A 20,239-nucleotide genomic window follows, 5' to 3' on the forward strand; every position below is an offset into this window, starting at 1 on the left:
AAATCCTCCCTATCGAACAAGCTCTTTTTCATGTGGTAATTTCGTATCCGCATAGATACTAGTTGGATATTCTCCAGTGAAACATGCTAAACAATGCCCACAATTTTTTTCCACATCTGATCTGCCAATTGCCTCTACCATTCCTTCAACCGATAAGAATGTTAACGAGTCTGCTCCAATCAGTTCACGCATTTCATCAATTGTATTATTAGCAGCAATAAGCTCTGAATCTGAGCTTATATCAATCCCATAAAAACATGGATTTTTTAATGGTGGAGAACTTATAACGACATGAACCTCTGTAGCTCCAGCATCCTTCAGCATTTTCACAATACGACGTGAAGTTGTCCCACGAACAATTGAATCATCTACCATGACTACTCGTTTTCCTTTTACAACCTGACGTACTGGTGAAAGTTTCATCTTCACCCCACGCTCCCGTAAGTCCTGTGAAGGTTGGATAAACGTTCTACCCACATAACGATTCTTTATAAGACCTAACTCATAAGGAATACCTGTTGCTTCTGAAAAACCAATAGCAGCAGAAATACTGGAGTCAGGTACGCCTGTTACAACATCTGCATCAATTGTCAATTCTTTCGCAAGTTGCTTACCAAGACGTTTTCTAGCCATATGAATATTAATACCATCAATATCTGAATCTGGACGAGAGAAGTAGACATATTCCATCGTACAAATAGCACGGTCTTTTTTCTCTACATAACGCTCTGAACGGCAACCTTCATCATTTATTATTAATAACTCCCCTGGGTCAATCGAGCGAACTAGCTCCGCACCTATCAAATCGAAGGCACTTGTCTCAGAAGCTACTACATAGGCACCATCTAACATTCCTAAAGAAAGAGGACGCATGCCCTGTGGGTCCTGCGCTACATACATCGCGTGTTCCGTCATAATGACAACGGCGAAAGCTCCGTCCAATAAACGTAAAGCTTGTTTGGCACGATCCTCGAAAGAAGCAAGATTACTCTTCTTCAACAAATGGGCAAGTACCTCCGTATCCGAAGTCGTTTGGAAAATACTACCTTGCTGTTCTAAATTACGTTTTAAACGTGTAGCATTTACAATATTCCCATTATGAGCAATCGCAAGGCCACCAGTAGTTGAGTTGAACAACAAAGGTTGGACATTTTCAATTCCTGAGCCGCCGGAAGTAGCATAACGCACATGCCCTACTGCAGCATGACCTTCCAATTTCTCTAACTTGCCATTATTAAATACATCGTTTACTAAACCTTCGCCTTTTACTGCGCGTAGCCTAGTACCATCTGTCACAATAATTCCAGCACCTTCTTGCCCTCTATGCTGAAGTGCATGTAATCCGTAATAACTCATGGCTGCCGGATTTGGATGACCCCAAATACCGAAAACACCACATTCTTCGTTTAAGCCTCTGAGTTCAGTAAGCATGGTATTGCTCCTTTCCAAGCGGAACGGAATTCATCAACAGAACCGCTAATCCAAGTAGTTCCATCTTCATGTGAGATTACTAAATTATTTGACTCAGTTACTCTACCAATCTGTGTTGCATCTGCTACGATTTCTTCAAATTTACTAGCATGTTCAGCTTTTACCGTGACGATAAAGCGTGATTGAGATTCACTAAATAATGCACTTGTAGCTGATCCAGTAATAGTTACTTCAACTCCAAGACCATTAGCACCGAAAGCTTTTTCAGCTAAAGCTACTGCAAAACCACCTTCAGAGATATCATGCGCGGATTGTACAACACCAGATTTAATCGCTGTTAAAAGAGCTTTTTGACGAGTCACTTCTACTTCAAGGTCGATAGATGGAGCTAGCCCAAAAATACGTTTTTCCACTAACTTTTGTAGTTCTGATCCACCAAACTCTGTTTTAGTTTCCCCGATTACATATACAACATCTCCAGCTTGTTTCACTGATTGGGTTGTTACATGTGCAAGATCATCTACAAGTCCGACCATCCCAATTGTTGGTGTAGGGTAAACAGCAGTTCCACTACGTTCGTTATATAACGAAACGTTCCCACCAATAACAGGTGATTCTAATGCAATACAAGCCTCTGAAATACCGTCTGCAGATTTCTCAATTTGCCAGAATATTTCTGGGTTTTCTGGGTTACCAAAGTTCAAACAGTCTGTAATAGCAAGTGGCGTTGCACCTGAACAAACGACATTACGAGCTGCTTCAGCTACTGCAATCTTCCCACCAGTTACTGGGTCAAGATAGATATAACGAGAATTACAATCCGTTGTCATAGCAAGTCCTTTATTCGTCCCACGAACTCGAACTACTGCAGCATCTGAACCAGGGGTTACTACTGTACTTGTGCGTACTTGATAGTCGTACTGATCATAAACCCATTCTTTAGAAGCAATTGTTGGTTGTTGAAGTAGATTTAGTAAAGTCTCTTTGTAGTCCGAAATTACAGGCTCTACATTTTCCATTGCTTGAAATTCTGTATAGTATGCAGGTACCGTAGATGGTTTATAGTAAACTGGTGCTTCTTCTGCAAGTGCATCTGCAGGTACATCCGCTACTACATCTCCGTTGTGAATTAAACGAAGCATTTTATCGCCTGTCACTTTACCAACCGCTACACAATCTAAGTCGTACTTTTCAAAGATTTTAACAATCTCCTCTTCACGACCTTTTTTTACAACGATTAACATGCGTTCTTGTGATTCTGAAAGCATCATTTCGTATGCTGTCATCCCCGTTTCACGCTGGGGTACAAAGTCTAAATTCATCTCTATACCGAAGCCAGCTTTTGAAGCCATCTCCGCAGATGATGAAGTTAACCCTGCTGCTCCCATATCTTGAATACCAATTAACGCATCTGACTTAATCACTTCTAAACAAGCTTCTAATAGAAGTTTCTCCATAAAAGGATCTCCAACTTGAACTGCAGGGCGCTTTTCTTCAGAAGCTTCAGTTAATTCTTCCGATGCGAATGTTGCTCCGTGAATGCCGTCACGTCCAGTTTTAGCTCCAGCATACATGACTGTGTTACCTTCACCTGCTGCAATTCCTTTTTGAATATCCTCATGATTGATCAGTCCTACACACATTGCGTTAACCAGTGGATTTCCTTCGTAACAGTCGTCAAATTGAATCTCTCCGCCAACTGTTGGAATTCCGATACAGTTACCATAACCTGCAATACCAGCTACTACTTCTTCAAATAAATATTTCACACGTGGAGTCTTCAGTTCTCCAAATCGAAGTGAGTTCAGCAATGCAATTGGACGAGCTCCCATCGAGAAAACATCACGGATAATACCGCCTACGCCTGTTGCAGCTCCTTGATAGGGTTCAATTGCAGATGGATGGTTGTGGGACTCCATTTTAAATACAACTGCTTGACCATCGCCAATATCAACAATCCCAGCACCTTCACCTGGTCCTTGTAAAACATGCTTCCCTTTTGTAGGAAACTTACTTAATACCGGTTTAGAGTTTTTATACGAACAATGTTCTGACCACATAACTGAAAATAATCCGGTTTCTGTATAATTCGGTAAACGACCAAGAATTTTCTCCACCATTTCAAATTCTGAATCAGACATTCCCATTTGAGCATATATCTTTTGTTCTTTAATTTGCATTGGATTTGGTTCAAGCATGACTGACATGAGTTTCCCTCCACTGTTTCACTATTGATTTGAATAACGCTAGTCCATCTGAGCCACCTATAAGATCATGTACTGCACGCTCTGGATGTGGCATCATACCAAGGACATTCCCTTTTTCATTTACAATACCTGCTATGTCCTCAATGCTTCCATTAGGTCCTTCAGAAGCGTATTTAAAAACAATTTGGTTATTCTCTTTTAATCTAGTAAGTGTTTCATCGTCACAATAATAATTTCCTTCGCCATGGGCAATTGGAATTTGGATTATTTCGTCTTTTTCATAGCCAGTTGTAAACTGTGTAGCGTTATTTACTACTTTTAACTCTACGGTACGGCACATGAATTTTAAGTTTTTGTTACGCAGAAGTGCTCCAGGTAACAACCCAGCTTCCGTTAATACTTGGAACCCGTTACAAATACCTAGAATTGGTTTACCTGCCTCAGCTGCCTTCACCACTTCAGACATTACATTCGATTGGTTGGCCATAGCGCCACAGCGTAAGTAATCCCCATAGGAGAACCCTCCTGGCAATAAAATACCATCAAATTCGCTCAAATCCTTTGCATCATGCCAAACGTACTCTACTTCTTCTCCAAGTTCATCTTTGATCGCATGATACATATCTAAATCACAGTTCGATCCAGGAAATACGATTACTGCAAACTTCATTTGCTTACAGCCTCCTCAACTTCAAAACGATAGTCTTCAATCACTGTATTTGCTAGAAGCTTTTCACACATTTCCTTTACTACTGTATCTATATCACGAGTTCCCTCTTCAATCTGAAGTTCTAAAAACTTCCCAATACGAACATCCTTTACTTCGCTGTATTCCATTGAATGAAGAGCTCCCATCACTGCAGAACCTTGTGGATCTAAAACACTTTCACGTAACGTTACATACACTTTAACTTTTTTCATTTTGATAATCCTCCTAGGCGGGAAAGTATTATTTCATAAACTTCTGTTAAGCTTCCTAAATTACGTCTAAACACATCTTTGTCTAGTTTGTTATTTGTTTTGTCATCCCACAATCTACAAGTGTCGGGAGAAATTTCATCAGCAAGTAAGATTTCTCCATTTGCCGTTTTTCCAAACTCCAATTTAAAATCGATTAGGGTAACACCTATTTCTTTGAAAATGGGCTGAAGCACTTGATTGATTTCCAGTGCTTTAGTTTGAAGGGTATCTATTTCCTCCGGTGTAGCAAGTGCAAGTAATTCTATATGAGCATTTGTGAGTAGTGGATCTCCTAGTTCATCGTCTTTGTAGTAAAATTCCACGATGGTATGCTTTAAAGGTGTCCCCTCTTTAATTCCTAATCTCTTTGATAGACTTCCAGCTGCGATATTACGGACTACTACTTCAAGTGGAATGATATCCACTTTGCGAACAAGCTGCTCATTGTCTGAGATTTGCTCTACAAAGTGGGATTCAATTCCTTTACTTTTTAACTGTTCAAAAAGGATCGTTGTGATTTTATTGTTTAAAATGCCTTTTCCATCAATATCTTCTTTTTTCTCACCGTTAAATGCTGTAGCACTGTCCTTATATGACACAAACAATATATTTTCATCATCTGTTTCAAATAATTGTTTTGCTTTACCTTCGTATAGTAGGCGACCCTTTTCCACTTTCAATTCCCCCTAATCAATTTAAAGCTTAGTTAAGTCCTAAACGTTCAAAAATCATATCTACATGTTGAATGTGATAGTTATAGTCAAAGCAATCATCTAGCTCTTCTTTTGATAATAGAGAAGTAACTTGTTCATCTGCATCTACAAAAGTGCGGAATGCAGTTTGAGACTCCCATGCTTGCATTGCAAGTGGTTGAACAGTATCATATGCTGTTTCACGAGCTAACCCTTTATCTATTAATGCTAGTAATACACGTTGGGAGTAGATTAATCCTAAAGTGGAATCCATATTACGTTTCATGTTCTCTGGGAATACTGTTAAGTTTTTCACGATATTACCAAAGCGGTTTAGCATATAGTTCAAGGCAATTGTTGCATCTGGTAAAATTACACGTTCTGCAGATGAATGAGAGATATCTCTTTCATGCCATAATGCAACATTTTCATATGCTGTCATCATATATCCTCGGATAAGTCTTGATAGCCCAACCATGTTCTCAGAACCGATAGGATTCCGTTTATGTGGCATTGCAGAAGATCCTTTTTGACCTTTAGAGAAGAACTCCTCTACTTCGCGAGTTTCTGATTTTTGTAGACCGCGAATTTCTGTAGCAAATTTTTCGATAGAAGTAGCAACTAATGCGATAACACTTAAGTATTGTGCATGACGGTCACGTTGTAGTGTTTGTGTAGAAATTGGTGATGCAGCTAAACCTAACTTTTCACATACATATTGTTCAACAAATGGATCAATATTCGCATACGTTCCAACAGCACCTGACATTTTACCGGTTTCAATTACTTTTGCAGCAGCCTCAAAGCGCTCTAGGTTACGTTTCATTTCTTCTGTCCAAAGTGCTAACTTTAAACCAAAAGTAGTTGGCTCTGCATGAACACCATGTGTACGCCCCATCATTACTGTGTATTTATGTTCTCTTGCTTTGTTTTCTAAGATTTCGATGAAGTTTTCAATATCTTTTCGCAAAACAACATTTGCTTGCTTAATGATATAAGAAAGAGCTGTATCTACTACATCTGTTGAAGTTAGACCGTAATGAACCCATTTACGCTCTTCTCCTAAAGTTTCTGATACGGCGCGAGTGAACGCCACTACGTCATGTCTTGTTTCTTTTTCGATTTCTAATATACGTTCTACATCGAAAGAGGCATTTTTACGAAGGAGAACTGTATCTTCTTTTGGAATATCTCCAATCTCTGCCCAAGCCTCACAAGCTAGGATTTCTACCTCTAACCATGCATTGTATTTATTTTGTTCTGTCCATATTGCTCCCATTTCTGGGCGTGTGTAGCGTTCTATCATTTAACTTCCTCCTAATTTATAACCAAATTTTAGATTGTACTATTTCGTTTAAAGTTTCTTCAATATTAGTCGATAGGATGGTGACATGTCCCATCTTTCTATTCTCTTTCGCTTCGCTTTTGCCGTATAAATGAACCGACCAGTTAGGATACTTAGAAAGATTGTTTGTAACAGGTATTACATGCTGACCTAATATATTCACCATAACTGTTGATGTCCAAAGTTTTGGCTTTCTAAGTGACCATCCGCAGATAGCTCTTACATGTTGATGAAACTGAGAAATATTACATGTTTCAATTGAGTAGTGGCCAGAATTATGTGGTCTTGGTGCCAATTCATTTATTATGATTTCATTGTTCTCTAAAACAAACATTTCAACCGCAAGCGTACCAATTAAGTTTAAATGGTTGGCAATTTTCTCAGCGGCCTCTATTGCTTTTATAGTAAGTGTTTCATCGATTCTTGCTGGCACAATCGTTTCATGCAATATATGATTTACATGAATATTTTCACCAATCGGCAAACAATACGTTTCTCCACTTCCATTACGCTGTACAATGACGGATATCTCTTTTGTAAAGGGAACAAAGGATTCAGCGATACAGGCGGAGTGAGCAAACAAAGATTTGGCAAAGGATAATTGCTCTTTTGTTTGAATTATTTGCTGCCCTTTGCCATCATATCCTCCGCGAGAGGTCTTAACTACACAAGGGAAGCCCACTCTATCAATTCTTTGCTCTAACTCTTCATACGTGCTAGCTTCGACAAATTTCGCAATAGCTACACCAGCCGACTGAATTTCTATTTTTTCTAGAATACGATCCTGCGTAATTCTCACCAGTTCCGCTCCTTGGGGAACATACGCAATTTCTGATAGTCTCTTCAACCCTGTATAATCAATATTTTCAAACTCATAAGTTATAACATCACTTACTTCTGCTAACTCCTCTAACGCCGTTTCATCATCATACGGGGCAACAATTTGTATATCGGAAACCTGCCCGCAAGGAGAATCCATCGTAGGGTCTAAAACCGCTACCTTAAATCCCGCTTCTCTAGCAGCTAGTGCCATCATACGACCAAGTTGGCCTCCACCAATAATTCCTATCGTCTGTCCTGGATAGATTACTTTTGTCATTGAAGTTCACCATTACTTTCAAGAACTTTGTTTCTCGTATCTTCTCTTCGCTTTTCAAGACGTTCTGCTAACTCACCATCTGAGATAGAAAGGATTTGAGCGGCAAGCAATCCAGCATTTGTAGCTCCTGCTTTACCTATTGCAACAGTTGCCACCGGTACTCCACCAGGCATTTGAACAATCGATAATAATGAATCTAATCCGTTTAGTGCTTTAGATTGAACGGGCACCCCGATTACCGGAAGTGTTGTCTTAGCCGCAACCATACCTGGTAAATGCGCTGCACCTCCAGCTCCTGCAATAATCACCTGTATTCCACGTGATCTCGCTTCCTCTGCATATTCAAACATTAAATCTGGAGTACGATGTGCCGATACTACGCGTTTTTCAAACGGTATTTGCAGTTCCTCAAGAATTTCGCAGCTATATTTCATCGTCTCCCAATCGCTTGAGCTACCCATAATCACACCAATTTTTGTATTCATTGTTATCGTCCCTTCTGTCAGATTCACCTCGGCATCGAAACTAAAACTCTGAAGATTATATCGAGCATAATAGATTAACCTAAGGCTTATATGTTGTAAGCATAAAAAATTCCCCAAATAAACTACTCTCTCTATGAAAGAAAAGCAGTTTACTTAGGGAACATAATTGCCCAGTTTGTGTCAGGGAAAACATAAACAAACACACCCTTTTGCATTATCCATAAGTCGCTTTCCCTCATAGTCCAGTCATTACGGTGACTTGGTAGAGACGCTAAAGCCAATCCTTTAGCATATATGGGGATATAATCGTCTATTTCTATTCATATTTTAACAACTTATACGAAGAACGTCAACGCTTAAATACGAACGATTAATTTTCAGATAACTTTATTGTTCGGTTTTAGGAGTAATTACAACAATTATGTTTCTTTAATTCCTTTTAACATAATTAATTGTCTTACTGGAACAGGGGGACCACCTTCAACCTCTGCAAAAATTGGCTCTTCTCTCCGTCCAGCAATTTGATAACCATCTTCAGTCATTCTGTCTATACACTCTGAAATAGTTTCATTCTCTTCCACTTCAAACCATTTTGTTTCTTTCTTCATTTAAATAGTTTTCCCTTCTTTATAGATTTCACCCAAAATCCGCCGTGAATTGACTTGGGTTCATAGGCGATTATGAAAATACCCGGATCAAGATCTTTCAGTCTAGTATACAGTTTTAACTCATATTTCCTTGGTGTTAGTATTTGAAGAGCTTGTCTCTCACCTTGTCTACCATTCGCATGCCAATCTGTAACTCCATATCCTTCATCTCTCAATATTAAAGGTAAGTTTAGTTTAGTATCTGTAGAGATTGCATTTACCATAATATACCCAAGTGCCATTTTTTCTTCAATTTTCGTTCCAATAACAACTCCAGTACCATACCCAACTGCATAAGCAACCAAGTTTTGGATTTCATTTAAGTTATCTAATACTAGACCTAGTCCCACTATATAAATTACCGTTTCTACCATACTTATAAGTGCGGCGATATAACGGTATCCTTTTAATGTAAGAATCATTCGCAAAGTAAAGAAAGTAACATAAACAATATTAATAGAAAAAATAATGATTATCATTAAAATTGGAGATACATCCATTTCATCAACTCCTAACATATGTTGTTCTTCATTATCGCATATAGTGTCGCAATTTCAAGGAATTCAAGCTTTTAGATGAAATTGTATTCCTTTTATTATAAACTTCAAATTTATAATATTCTGATGACAAATTATACAAAAGATAGTACAATACACTAATTGGGTGAAGTCTGGATTTGAAATTGTTTTAGTTCATAAATACTGTTAGAGAATATCACCAATTTCTAGGGGGATCAGTCAATGCATGGACAATTTAGAAAAAGATATACACAAACAACACAAGAACAAAAAATGTATGCAGTACAAGAAGTTCTAAAAAACGGAAGAGGACGTAAAGATGTAGCAGATGAATTGCACGTAAGTGTCAATTCAGTTACAACGTGGATTAGAAAATATAAAGAAGATGGGAAAAATGCGCTCTCCCCATACTCTCAAGAAGAAATAAGTCGTCTCAAGGAAATTGAAAAAAAGTATAATGAGCAACAAAAAATGGAGTTACTTAAAAAGCTTCCCATTTATATTCACTTAAAAAAACTTTCATATCCCAGAAAGCTGAAGAATCTTTGAAGTTTTCATATGCTTCATTTATGAAAGTAGGGAGTGAATTTCATAAAGTATAAAATTAATTTTCTTACTTCTATTGAATTAAACTTAGTGCTGACTTTTTATATGGCGTCTAGTGATGTCATACTCCCACAAAGACCTGTGCAAGAGTTTAACCGGCCGTGGCTAAAACTTATGATGGCATAACATGTCTAGATTTCTATCGTTAGGGCTCTCTTTTGATTCTCCGGTATAATATACCTCTGAGCATCTCTCCTTACATTCTCGAGCTCTTTGGCCCTCTTTTTTACGCTTACTTTACCGTGAAAAATGCAGTAATAGTATAAAAATGAGAGAAATCACAGTGGGGTTTCTCTTTTTTGCTAAAGGGGCATAGTTGGAAGTTTGAGCTGTTTAGTTGGAATAGTAAAAAATCACCACAAAAAAGAGCACCAAAAATAGCCTCGCCAGGTATTGTAGGTAACGAGTACCTAAGCCTTTCTTAATTGTGGCTGTTAAAGAAAAGGATATCAAACTTCCTTGTTCCTAGTTGCAAATAGTGAACTTTACCCTTTGGATAAGCGGGTGAAAAATATCTATATCCACAAAAAAGTCGTTACCGATATAACTCGGTAACGACTTTTTTTGGTGCCCAGCGACGTCCTACTCTCACAGGGGGAGACCCCCAACTACCATCGGCGCTGAAGAGCTTAACTTCCGTGTTCGGTATGGGAACGGGTGTGACCTCTTCGCCATCATCACTAGACTCTTTCGGCTTCCAATATACGGCGCATTGCGTTGTCAACTTCATTCGATCTGTCAGTCACGTACGTTAGTACGTTCCTTCCTTCTCTCACTTGTTTCCTAGCACTGCTTGTATCTTGAAACCCTCATGTAAACTAGAGTGCTTGTTCACTCAAAACTGGATAAACGACATTGTTACGTTAAACAAATTTGGTTAAGTCCTCGATCGATTAGTATTCGTCAGCTGCACGTGTCGCCACGCTTCCACCCCGAACCTATCTACCTCATCGTCTTTGAGGGATCTTACTTACTTGCGTAATGGGAAATCTCATCTTGAGGGGGGCTTCGTGCTTAGATGCTTTCAGCACTTATCCCGTCCACACATAGCTACCCAGCGATGCTCTTGGCAGAACAACTGGTACACCAGCGGTGTGTCCATCCCGGTCCTCTCGTACTAAGGACAGCTCCTCTCAAATTTCCTACGCCCACGACGGATAGGGACCGAACTGTCTCACGACGTTCTGAACCCAGCTCGCGTACCGCTTTAATGGGCGAACAGCCCAACCCTTGGGACCGACTACAGCCCCAGGATGCGATGAGCCGACATCGAGGTGCCAAACCTCCCCGTCGATGTGGACTCTTGGGGGAGATAAGCCTGTTATCCCCGGGGTAGCTTTTATCCGTTGAGCGATGGCCCTTCCATGCGGAACCACCGGATCACTAAGCCCGTCTTTCGACCCTGCTCGACTTGTAGGTCTCGCAGTCAAGCTCCCTTCTGCCTTTACACTCTTCGAATGATTTCCAACCATTCTGAGGGAACCTTTGGGCGCCTCCGTTACACTTTAGGAGGCGACCGCCCCAGTCAAACTACCCGCCTGACACTGTCTCCTACCCGGGTTACGGGTATGGGTTAGAATTTCAATACAACCAGGGCAGTATCCCACCGACGCCTCCTCCGAAGCTGGCGCTCCGGGCTCTAAGGCTCCTGCCTATCCTGTACAAGTTGCACCAAAATTCAATATCAAGCTATAGTAAAGCTCCACGGGGTCTTTCCGTCCTGTCGCGGGTAACCTGCATCTTCACAGGTACTATAATTTCACCGAGTCTCTCGTTGAGACAGTGCCCAGATCGTTACGCCTTTCGTGCGGGTCGGAACTTACCCGACAAGGAATTTCGCTACCTTAGGACCGTTATAGTTACGGCCGCCGTTTACTGGGGCTTCAATTCGCACCTTCGCTTGCGCTAAGCACTCCTCTTAACCTTCCAGCACCGGGCAGGCGTCAGCCCATATACTTCACCTTACGGTTTTGCATAGACCTGTGTTTTTGCTAAACAGTCGCCTGGGCCTATTCACTGCGGCTCTTCTAGGCTATGAACCCAAAAGAGCACCCCTTCTCCCGAAGTTACGGGGTCATTTTGCCGAGTTCCTTAACGAGAGTTCTCTCGCTCACCTTAGGATTCTCTCCTCGACTACCTGTGTCGGTTTGCGGTACGGGCACCTTTCACCTCGCTAGAGGCTTTTCTTGGCAGTGTGAAATCAGGAACTCTAGACATACGTCCTCGCCATCACAGCTCAATGTTAAAGAATGCGGATTTGCCTACATTCACACCTTACTGCTTGGACATGCATAACCAACAGCATGCTTACCCTATCCTTCTGCGTCCCCCCATTACTCAAACGGTGGTTTGGTGGTACAGGAATATCAACCTGTTATCCATCGCCTACGCCTATCGGCCTCGGCTTAGGTCCCGACTAACCCTGAGCGGACGAGCCTTCCTCAGGAAACCTTAGTCATACGGTGGACGGGATTCTCACCCGTCTTTCGCTACTCATACCGGCATTCTCACTTCTAAGCGCTCCACCAGTCCTTCCGGTCTGACTTCAACGCCCTTAGAACGCTCTCCTACCACTGATACCAAAGGTATCAATCCACAGCTTCGGTGATTTGTTTAGCCCCGATACATTTTCGGCGCAGCGTCACTCGACCAGTGAGCTATTACGCACTCTTTAAATGATGGCTGCTTCTAAGCCAACATCCTGGTTGTCTAAGCAACGCCACATCCTTTTCCACTTAACAAATACTTTGGGACCTTAGCTGGTGGTCTGGGCTGTTTCCCTCTTGACTACGGATCTTATCACTCGCAGTCTGACTCCCAAACATAAATCATTGGCATTCGGAGTTTGTCTGAATTCGGTAACCCGGGATGGGCCCCTAGTCCAAACAGTGCTCTACCTCCAAGATTCTAACGTTTGAGGCTAGCCCTAAAGCTATTTCGGAGAGAACCAGCTATCTCCAGGTTCGATTGGAATTTCTCCGCTACCCACACCTCATCCCCGCACTTTTCAACGTGCGTGGGTTCGGACCTCCAGTAAGTGTTACCTTACCTTCATCCTGGACATGGGTAGATCACCTGGTTTCGGGTCTACGACCACATACTCATTCGCCCTATTCAGACTCGCTTTCGCTGCGGCTCCGTCTTCTCGACTTAACCTTGCATGGGATCGTAACTCGCCGGTTCATTCTACAAAAGGCACGCTATCACCCATTAACGGGCTCTAACTACTTGTAGGCACACGGTTTCAGGATCTATTTCACTCCCCTTCCGGGGTGCTTTTCACCTTTCCCTCACGGTACTGGTTCACTATCGGTCACTAGGTAGTATTTAGCCTTGGGAGATGGTCCTCCCAGATTCCGACGGAATTTCACGTGTTCCGCCGTACTCAGGATACACTCAAGAGAGAATGAATTTTAGACTACGGGGCTTTTACCCTATCCTGCGGACCTTTCCAGATCGCTTCGTCTAACTCATTCCTTTGTAACTCTATGTAGAGTGTCCTACAACCCCAAAAGGCAAGCCTTTTGGTTTGGGCTATTCCCGTTTCGCTCGCCGCTACTCAGGGAATCGAATTTTCTTTCTCTTCCTCCAGGTACTTAGATGTTTCAGTTCCCTGGGTGTGTCTCAGATGCGCTATGTATTCACGCAAATGTACTGCTCCATTACGAACAGTGGGTTTCCCCATTCGGAAATCTCCGGATCAAAGCTCACTTACAGCTCCCCGAAGCATATCGGTGTTAGTGCCGTCCTTCGTCGACTCCTAGTGCCAAGGCATTCACCGTGCGCCCTTATTAACTTAACCTAAAAGTTAAAAAGTCTTACACGTCGTGATTACGTAAATAATCACAACAGAATTTCTTGTTGTTTATTGTTTCAATGTCGTTTTATCCAGTTTTCAAAGAACAAGAGTTGAATCTTCATATAAAATGAACATTCAAAACTGAACTGCAAAACGTTAAGATACGAATAAAAATTCGTATTCCGATATTATCCTTAGAAAGGAGGTGATCCAGCCGCACCTTCCGATACGGCTACCTTGTTACGACTTCACCCCAATCATCTGTCCCACCTTCGGCGGCTGGCTCCCGTAAGGGTTACCCCACCGACTTCGGGTGTTACAAACTCTCGTGGTGTGACGGGCGGTGTGTACAAGGCCCGGGAACGTATTCACCGTGGCATGCTGATCCACGATTACTAGCGATTCCGGCTTCATGTAGGCGAGTTGCAGCCTACAATCCGAACTGAGAACGGTTTTATGGGATTTGCTCACCCTCGCGGGGTTGCGACCCTCTGTACCGTCCATTGTAGCACGTGTGTAGCCCAGGTCATAAGGGGCATGATGATTTGACGTCATCCCCACCTTCCTCCGGTTTATCACCGGCAGTCACCTTAGAGTGCCCAACTAAATGCTGGCAACTAAGATCAAGGGTTGCGCTCGTTGCGGGACTTAACCCAACATCTCACGACACGAGCTGACGACAACCATGCACCACCTGTCACCGCTGTCCCCGAAGGGAAAAGCCTATCTCTAGGCCGGTCAGCGGGATGTCAAGACCTGGTAAGGTTCTTCGCGTTGCTTCGAATTAAACCACATGCTCCACCGCTTGTGCGGGCCCCCGTCAATTCCTTTGAGTTTCAGTCTTGCGACCGTACTCCCCAGGCGGAGTGCTTAATGCGTTAGCTGCAGCACTAAGGGGCGGAAACCCCCTAACACTTAGCACTCATCGTTTACGGCGTGGACTACCAGGGTATCTAATCCTGTTTGCTCCCCACGCTTTCGCGCCTCAGCGTCAGTTACAGACCAGAAAGCCGCCTTCGCCACTGGTGTTCCTCCAAATCTCTACGCATTTCACCGCTACACTTGGAATTCCGCTTTCCTCTTCTGTACTCAAGTCCCCCAGTTTCCAATGACCTTCCACGGTTGAGCCGTGGGATTTCACATCAGACTTAAAGGACCGCCTGCGCGCGCTTTACGCCCAATAATTCCGGACAACGCTTGCCACCTACGTATTACCGCGGCTGCTGGCACGTAGTTAGCCGTGGCTTTCTAATGAGGTACCGTCAAGGTACGAGCAGTTACTCTCATACTTGTTCTTCCCTCACAACAGAGTTTTACGATCCGAAAACCTTCTTCACTCACGCGGCATTGCTCCATCAGACTTTCGTCCATTGTGGAAGATTCCCTACTGCTGCCTCCCGTAGGAGTCTGGGCCGTGTCTCAGTCCCAGTGTGGCCGATCACCCTCTCAGGTCGGCTACGCATCGTCGCCTTGGTGAGCCGTTACCTCACCAACTAGCTAATGCGCCGCGGGCCCATCCTGTAGTGACAGCCGAAACCGTCTTTTAACATCTCCCCATGTGAGGAAATGGATTATTCGGTATTAGCCCCGGTTTCCCGGAGTTATCCCAATCTACAGGGCAGGTTGCCCACGTGTTACTCACCCGTCCGCCGCTAAATCAGAAGAAGCAAGCTTCTTCGTCATTCGCTCGACTTGCATGTATTAGGCATGCCGCCAGCGTTCGTCCTGAGCCAGGATCAAACTCTCCATAATAGTTCACTTCCAGTATGCAGAGCACATTGAAAGCGAACAAATTAGAACTAGTTTAAAAGCTCATTTTGTTTTGCTGGCATCATCATTAAATGATGTCCAAAATTGTTTTGCTATCATCCTAACAAGTTAGTTGAAAGCTATGTTTCTTAACGTTTTGCATGTTCAGTTTTCAATGTTCATGTTGTTTAAGTTGTCGTCTTGTTTCAGCGACCTTTGTATCTTAACACCCTTTTGCTACCTTCGTCAACAGCTTTTTGTGAAGTTGTTGTGTAAAATATAATAACATTTTTTTCTGATAAATGCAACAATTAAATAGAGTTAATAGGAACCCTTCTAAACGCTAGGTTTCTATGAAAATAACGACACTTCCTTTAAACTCAAATCTATCTAGATTCCTAATTATAATATTTAAGATTCTAATTAAAATAAGATAGAACAAAGAGATAATACCCTCTTTAGTTTTCAAAGTTTAGTAAAGTTAGATGAATTTATCAAAAGGTACATCTATATAGAAGAAACAAAAAAGAGAAGCACAATGCTTCTCTTTTGTTTTACTATTTTTATAAGAAGATAAAGTAACAAAGGAATATAACCCATAAACCATACATAATCGGATGGATTTCTTTAATACGCCCTGCTACGATCATTGTAATTGGGTAGAATAAAAATCCAATGGCGATACCAGTTGCAATAGAATAAGTTAATGGCATTGCAATGATTACGAAAAACGCAGGCACTGCAACTTCGAATTTTTTCCACTCTATATTTCCTAAAGCAGAAACCATCAATACCCCAACTATTATTAACGCCGGCGCCGTTACATAAGAAGTAACTACACTTAATATTGGATAGAAGAATAATGCTAATAACATCAGCACTCCCGTTACTACTGCCGCGAAACCTGAACGCGCCCCAGCTGCAACACCAGCTGTTGATTCTACATAACTAGTAGTAGTGGAAGTACCCGCTACTGCTCCAGCTGTAGTAGCTATTGCATCTGCTAGTAACGCTTTACCAGCACGTGGTAATTTATTGCCTTTCATTAATCCCGCTTGGTTAGCAACAGATATCAATGTTCCAGCAGTATCAAAGAAGTTTACAAATAAGAAAGTAAGCACTACAACTAAGAATTGTGTAGTTAATAAAGAAGTTGGATCATTAAAAATTGGATCAAGTGCAGCTCCAAATGTTGGGCTTACATCTGGAATACTACTTACGATTCCGGATGGTAGTGGCACTAGACTGAAAATCATACCAACGATTGCCGTAATCAGCATTCCGTAGAATATTCCACCTTTAACGCCTTTCACCATCATAATCACTGTAATAACAAGCCCAAAAATCGTTAATAAAATGTTAGGGTCTGCTAAATCTCCTAGACCAACAATTACAGAAGGATCACTTACGATAATCTTAGAGTTTTGCAAACCTACAAAAGTGATAAACAAACCAATTCCAGCACCCACTGCATACTTTAGTTCGGTTGGAATTGCGTTTATAATTGTTTCACGAATGCCAGTTAACGATAGAAGTATAAAGATTACTCCTGCTACAAAAACGCCAGTTAAAGCAATTTGCCATGAGATTCCAAAATCTAGTACTACTGTAAAAGCAAAAAATGCATTTAATCCCATACCTGGTGCTAGTGCAATTGGGTATTTCGCCAGTACTCCCATTAATATAGAACCAAGACCTGCTGCAAGAGCAGTAGCTGTAAATACAGCACCTTTATCCATATGCATGGAATCTGGTAATCCCTCTATCCCATCAAGAGAAAGGATCATCGGGTTTACTATAAGAATATACGCCATAGCTAGGAAAGTTGTTAACCCTCCAATAATTTCACTGCGGTAATTAGTCCCTAATTCTTCAAACTGAAAATACTTTTTCATGATTTCCTCCAGTTATTGTCTGTATAACAGAAAAAAGCATACGACTAGTAAATCAGTCGTATGCTTTAGTATCTCAAGTAAGGGAAGAATTATCCTTCTTCCTCTTAATCGTAGTCGAATCATTTACGGTGATTCGGTAGAGACTTTTGGGCCTTATTCCCAACGTTATACGACGACATATTAAATTATATATGTAATATAACATCATTATTTTAGAAAATCAATACTAAATCCGAACGTTTTTATATAAAAACTTAATATAGTTCGTCATTATGACATTTCTAGTATTTCTTACTAATTCAAATACTCCTCATACTTACTACTGTAATCAAGAGCAAATTAGTAATTTCCATTTTAAATAGAAGGAGTATGTATTATATTAAAAACTGAACTACTATTATCCATTTAAAAATTCAAATAACTCTTTCTCCAATAACTGGAATAAGAAAAACACAGGAAAGGGTTTACCCTCCTGTGTTTTCATTTATATTATTTTTCCGTTTGGTTTTGTTTCTTTTTCAAATACTCTGCCCGTATTTTTTCTAGCTGCTGCTTTTTATCAAATTTGGCAGGCTTGTTTTTTTCATGATAACTCGCCACAGCTGCCTGACCTTTATTATCCAAAAGATATTTTCCCACTTTGTTCACCCACTTTTCTTGTCTTTAAAGAGAATCTATTCAACAAATATAATATACCTTATTTTACGGAATTAAACCCTATTAGCTTAACGCTAATCTAAAGATTAGATTTACGGTACTGAATGCACTTCTTAATATGAATCAACTCCAATGCTTCAATACACATCTCTATATAATACAGTTTCCTGATTCATTTTGAAACCTTCCTTCAATTCAATGATTATGAACAAAAATAAGACCTCCCTTTAATCATGAATTACATGAATAAAGGGAGGTCTTATTTTGAAACAATCACTCATAACCTTTAAATCCTTGATATAAGGTTTTAGTGTTTGGTCCTATTCCCACTCAATCGTAGCTGGTGGTTTACTCGTAATGTCATACAGTACGCGGTTGATGTGAGACACTTCATTGACTAAACGAACAGATACTTTCTCTAGAACGTCCCATGGGATACGTGCCCAGTCAGAAGTCATTCCATCAATAGAGGTTACTGCACGGATACCGATTGCGTAATCATATGTACGTGCATCACCCATTACACCAACGCTGCGGATGTCTGGAAGAACTGTGAAGTACTGCCAAATATCACGATCAAGTCCGGCTTTGGCGATTTCTTCGCGAAGGATGAAATCAGATTCACGAACGATTTCTAATTTTTCTTCAGTAATTTCACCTAATACACGAATTCCTAAACCAGGTCCTGGGAAAGGTTGACGCCAAACGATTTTTTCATCAATACCAAGTTCTAATCCTAATGCACGCACTTCGTCTTTAAACAATGTTTTAAGTGGCTCAATTAGTTTGAACTGCATATCTTCTGGCAATCCACCAACATTATGATGAGATTTAATCGTTTGAGCTGTTGCAGTTCCAGACTCAATAATATCTGTATATAGCGTACCTTGTGCTAGGAAATCCATACCGTCTAACTTAGAAGCTTCCTCGTCAAATACGTATATAAATTCATTCCCGATAATTTTGCGTTTTTTCTCTGGATCTGAAACCCCAGCTAATTTGTTCATGAAACGTTCGCGAGCATCAATTTTAATAACATTCATATTAAAACCTTCTGTGAAAGTCTTCATTACTTGCTCTACTTCACCTTTACGGTTTAAGTTATGGTCCACAAACATACATGTTAGTTGGTCTCCAATTGCTTTATGGATTAGTACCGCAACTACTGAAGAATCGACTCCACCACTTAGTGCACAAAGAACTTTTTTATCCCCAACTTCTTGGCGAATGTTTTGGATTTGCATCTCTACAAAGCTTTCCATAGACCAGTCACCTTTAGCATGACAAATATCAAATACGAATTGACGTATTAACTCAATCCCATAAATAGAATGTCTAACTTCAGGATGGAATTGTACAGCATAGAAATTTTTTGCTTCGTTTGCCATTGCAGCTACTTCACAAGATGGACTTGTTGCAATAACTTCAAAGCCCTCAGGAGCAACTGTTACATGGTCTCCGTGACTCATCCAAACGACTTGGTTTTCTGGAAGTTGTCCAAATAAAGGAGTTGCGTTTTTCACATTGATCTCTGCTTTCCCGTACTCGCGATGAGAAGCTTTTTCTACTTTCCCACCAAAATGCTGAGACATTAGCTGCATACCGTAGCAAATACCTAAAATTGGAACACCTAAGTCATAGATTGCAGAATCGATATGGAATGCATTTTCATCGTAAACTGAATTAGGTCCGCCTGAGAAGATGATCCCTGTTGCATTTACTTTTTTCAATTCTTCTGCTGTAACTGTATGTGGCAATAGTTCACTGTAAACACCAAATTCACGAATACGACGTGTAATTAGTTGGTTATATTGACTACCGAAATCCAAAACAACTATCTTTTCTTGTTCCTTTAATAATGGTGTTAAAGTCATTAGTTCCACCTCTTCTGATAATAATCCAAACGTACCCTCAATCTAATAGAATGATAAAAAAACGCGTAAGAAAGCATACCTCCTCTTTCTACGCGTTTATGTTCTCTACATCAAAAAGGTGAATGCATATGCCTAAAAAAGACATGACTGCATTCACCTTCATAGTCAAGTTGTTAATGGCAACTTGGTAGAAACATCCGAACCATATTATCGGACATATACGAGGGCAACATTGGTCATTTAATTTGACTTTAGTTTACAGGTAGTTGCCCTCA

General features: G+C 40.9%; 14 protein-coding genes, 3 rRNA genes and 3 riboswitches. Of the genes, 1 reads left to right on the forward strand and 16 read right to left on the reverse strand.

The window, feature by feature from the left end; genetic code table 11:
• Positions 1–9: 9 nt before the first annotated feature.
• From purF to MHI40_RS15955, 10 genes are all read right to left on the reverse strand, one after another.
• Positions 10–1,431, reverse strand: a complete 1,422-nt coding sequence (gene purF, locus MHI40_RS15910) for an amidophosphoribosyltransferase (protein WP_340763490.1) — start codon at positions 1,429–1,431, stop codon at positions 10–12.
• The gene (gene purL / locus MHI40_RS15915; RefSeq protein WP_340763491.1) at positions 1,407–3,638 is read right to left on the reverse strand and encodes a phosphoribosylformylglycinamidine synthase subunit PurL; all 2,232 of its coding nucleotides are present in this window, start codon (positions 3,636–3,638) and stop codon (positions 1,407–1,409) included. The genes purF and purL overlap by 25 nt, the downstream gene beginning before the upstream one ends.
• Positions 3,622–4,308: a phosphoribosylformylglycinamidine synthase subunit PurQ gene (gene purQ / locus MHI40_RS15920; protein WP_093538039.1), complete on the reverse strand. Its 687-nt coding sequence runs from the start codon at positions 4,306–4,308 to the stop codon at positions 3,622–3,624. The genes purL and purQ overlap by 17 nt, the downstream gene beginning before the upstream one ends.
• Positions 4,305–4,559 (reverse strand): phosphoribosylformylglycinamidine synthase subunit PurS, encoded by a 255-nt coding sequence (gene purS / locus MHI40_RS15925; protein ID WP_340763492.1) that lies wholly within the window; start codon positions 4,557–4,559, stop codon positions 4,305–4,307. The genes purQ and purS overlap by 4 nt, the downstream gene beginning before the upstream one ends.
• Positions 4,556–5,272 carry a phosphoribosylaminoimidazolesuccinocarboxamide synthase gene (purC, locus tag MHI40_RS15930; protein WP_340763493.1) on the reverse strand — a complete coding sequence of 239 codons (717 nt, stop codon included), beginning with the start codon at positions 5,270–5,272 and terminating at the stop codon, positions 4,556–4,558. Before purC ends, purS begins: the two co-directional genes overlap by 4 nt.
• 28 nt (positions 5,273–5,300) lie before the next feature.
• On the reverse strand, positions 5,301–6,596 hold the full coding sequence (gene purB / locus MHI40_RS15935; protein ID WP_340763494.1) for an adenylosuccinate lyase: 1,296 nt from the start codon (positions 6,594–6,596) through the stop codon (positions 5,301–5,303).
• Between the two features lie 16 nt (positions 6,597–6,612).
• Positions 6,613–7,734 carry a 5-(carboxyamino)imidazole ribonucleotide synthase gene (purK, locus tag MHI40_RS15940; protein ID WP_340763495.1) on the reverse strand — a complete coding sequence of 374 codons (1,122 nt, stop codon included), beginning with the start codon at positions 7,732–7,734 and terminating at the stop codon, positions 6,613–6,615.
• Complete coding sequence (gene purE / locus MHI40_RS15945) at positions 7,731–8,219, reverse strand: 5-(carboxyamino)imidazole ribonucleotide mutase (protein WP_340763496.1); 489 nt, start codon at positions 8,217–8,219, stop codon at positions 7,731–7,733. The genes purK and purE overlap by 4 nt, the downstream gene beginning before the upstream one ends.
• A 218-nt stretch (positions 8,220–8,437) precedes the next feature.
• Positions 8,438–8,537, reverse strand: a riboswitch (purine riboswitch).
• 101 nt (positions 8,538–8,638) lie between these two features.
• Positions 8,639–8,827 (reverse strand): NETI motif-containing protein, encoded by a 189-nt coding sequence (locus MHI40_RS15950; RefSeq protein ID WP_093538033.1) that lies wholly within the window; start codon positions 8,825–8,827, stop codon positions 8,639–8,641.
• Entirely contained in the window at positions 8,824–9,366 is a 543-nt protein-coding gene (locus MHI40_RS15955) for a DUF2179 domain-containing protein (protein WP_093538032.1), read from the reverse strand. The genes MHI40_RS15950 and MHI40_RS15955 overlap by 4 nt, the downstream gene beginning before the upstream one ends.
• Before the next feature lie 240 nt (positions 9,367–9,606).
• On the opposite strand from MHI40_RS15955, the gene MHI40_RS15960 reads away from it, so the two are divergent.
• Positions 9,607–9,933 (forward strand): transposase, encoded by a 327-nt coding sequence (locus tag MHI40_RS15960; RefSeq protein ID WP_340763497.1) that lies wholly within the window; start codon positions 9,607–9,609, stop codon positions 9,931–9,933.
• A gap of 626 nt (positions 9,934–10,559) precedes the next feature.
• Here the strand turns inward: MHI40_RS15960 and rrf are convergent.
• The 6 genes from rrf to guaA all read right to left on the reverse strand — a co-directional run bounded on the left by rrf (position 10,560) and on the right by guaA (position 19,964).
• Positions 10,560–10,675 (reverse strand): 5S ribosomal RNA (gene rrf, locus MHI40_RS15965).
• Positions 10,676–10,863: 188 nt separating this feature from the next.
• Positions 10,864–13,792 (reverse strand): 23S ribosomal RNA (locus MHI40_RS15970).
• Between the two features lie 195 nt (positions 13,793–13,987).
• A 16S ribosomal RNA gene (locus MHI40_RS15975) occupies positions 13,988–15,541 on the reverse strand.
• Together the 16S, 23S and 5S rRNA genes form the textbook arrangement of a ribosomal RNA operon.
• A gap of 560 nt (positions 15,542–16,101) precedes the next feature.
• Positions 16,102–17,433: an NCS2 family permease gene (locus tag MHI40_RS15980; RefSeq protein WP_340763498.1), complete on the reverse strand. Its 1,332-nt coding sequence runs from the start codon at positions 17,431–17,433 to the stop codon at positions 16,102–16,104.
• 91 nt (positions 17,434–17,524) lie between these two features.
• Positions 17,525–17,626: riboswitch (purine riboswitch) on the reverse strand.
• A 296-nt stretch (positions 17,627–17,922) separates the two neighbouring features.
• Positions 17,923–18,072 carry a hypothetical protein gene (locus tag MHI40_RS15985; RefSeq protein WP_093538347.1) on the reverse strand — a complete coding sequence of 50 codons (150 nt, stop codon included), beginning with the start codon at positions 18,070–18,072 and terminating at the stop codon, positions 17,923–17,925.
• 338 nt (positions 18,073–18,410) lie between these two features.
• The gene (gene guaA / locus MHI40_RS15990) at positions 18,411–19,964 is read right to left on the reverse strand and encodes a glutamine-hydrolyzing GMP synthase (protein ID WP_093538346.1); all 1,554 of its coding nucleotides are present in this window, start codon (positions 19,962–19,964) and stop codon (positions 18,411–18,413) included.
• A 142-nt stretch (positions 19,965–20,106) separates the two neighbouring features.
• Positions 20,107–20,208: riboswitch (purine riboswitch) on the reverse strand.
• Positions 20,209–20,239 lie beyond the last annotated feature (31 nt).

It is taken from the genome of Psychrobacillus sp. FSL H8-0510, from assembly GCF_038008345.1.
Taxonomy (GTDB): domain Bacteria; phylum Bacillota; class Bacilli; order Bacillales_A; family Planococcaceae; genus Psychrobacillus; species Psychrobacillus psychrotolerans.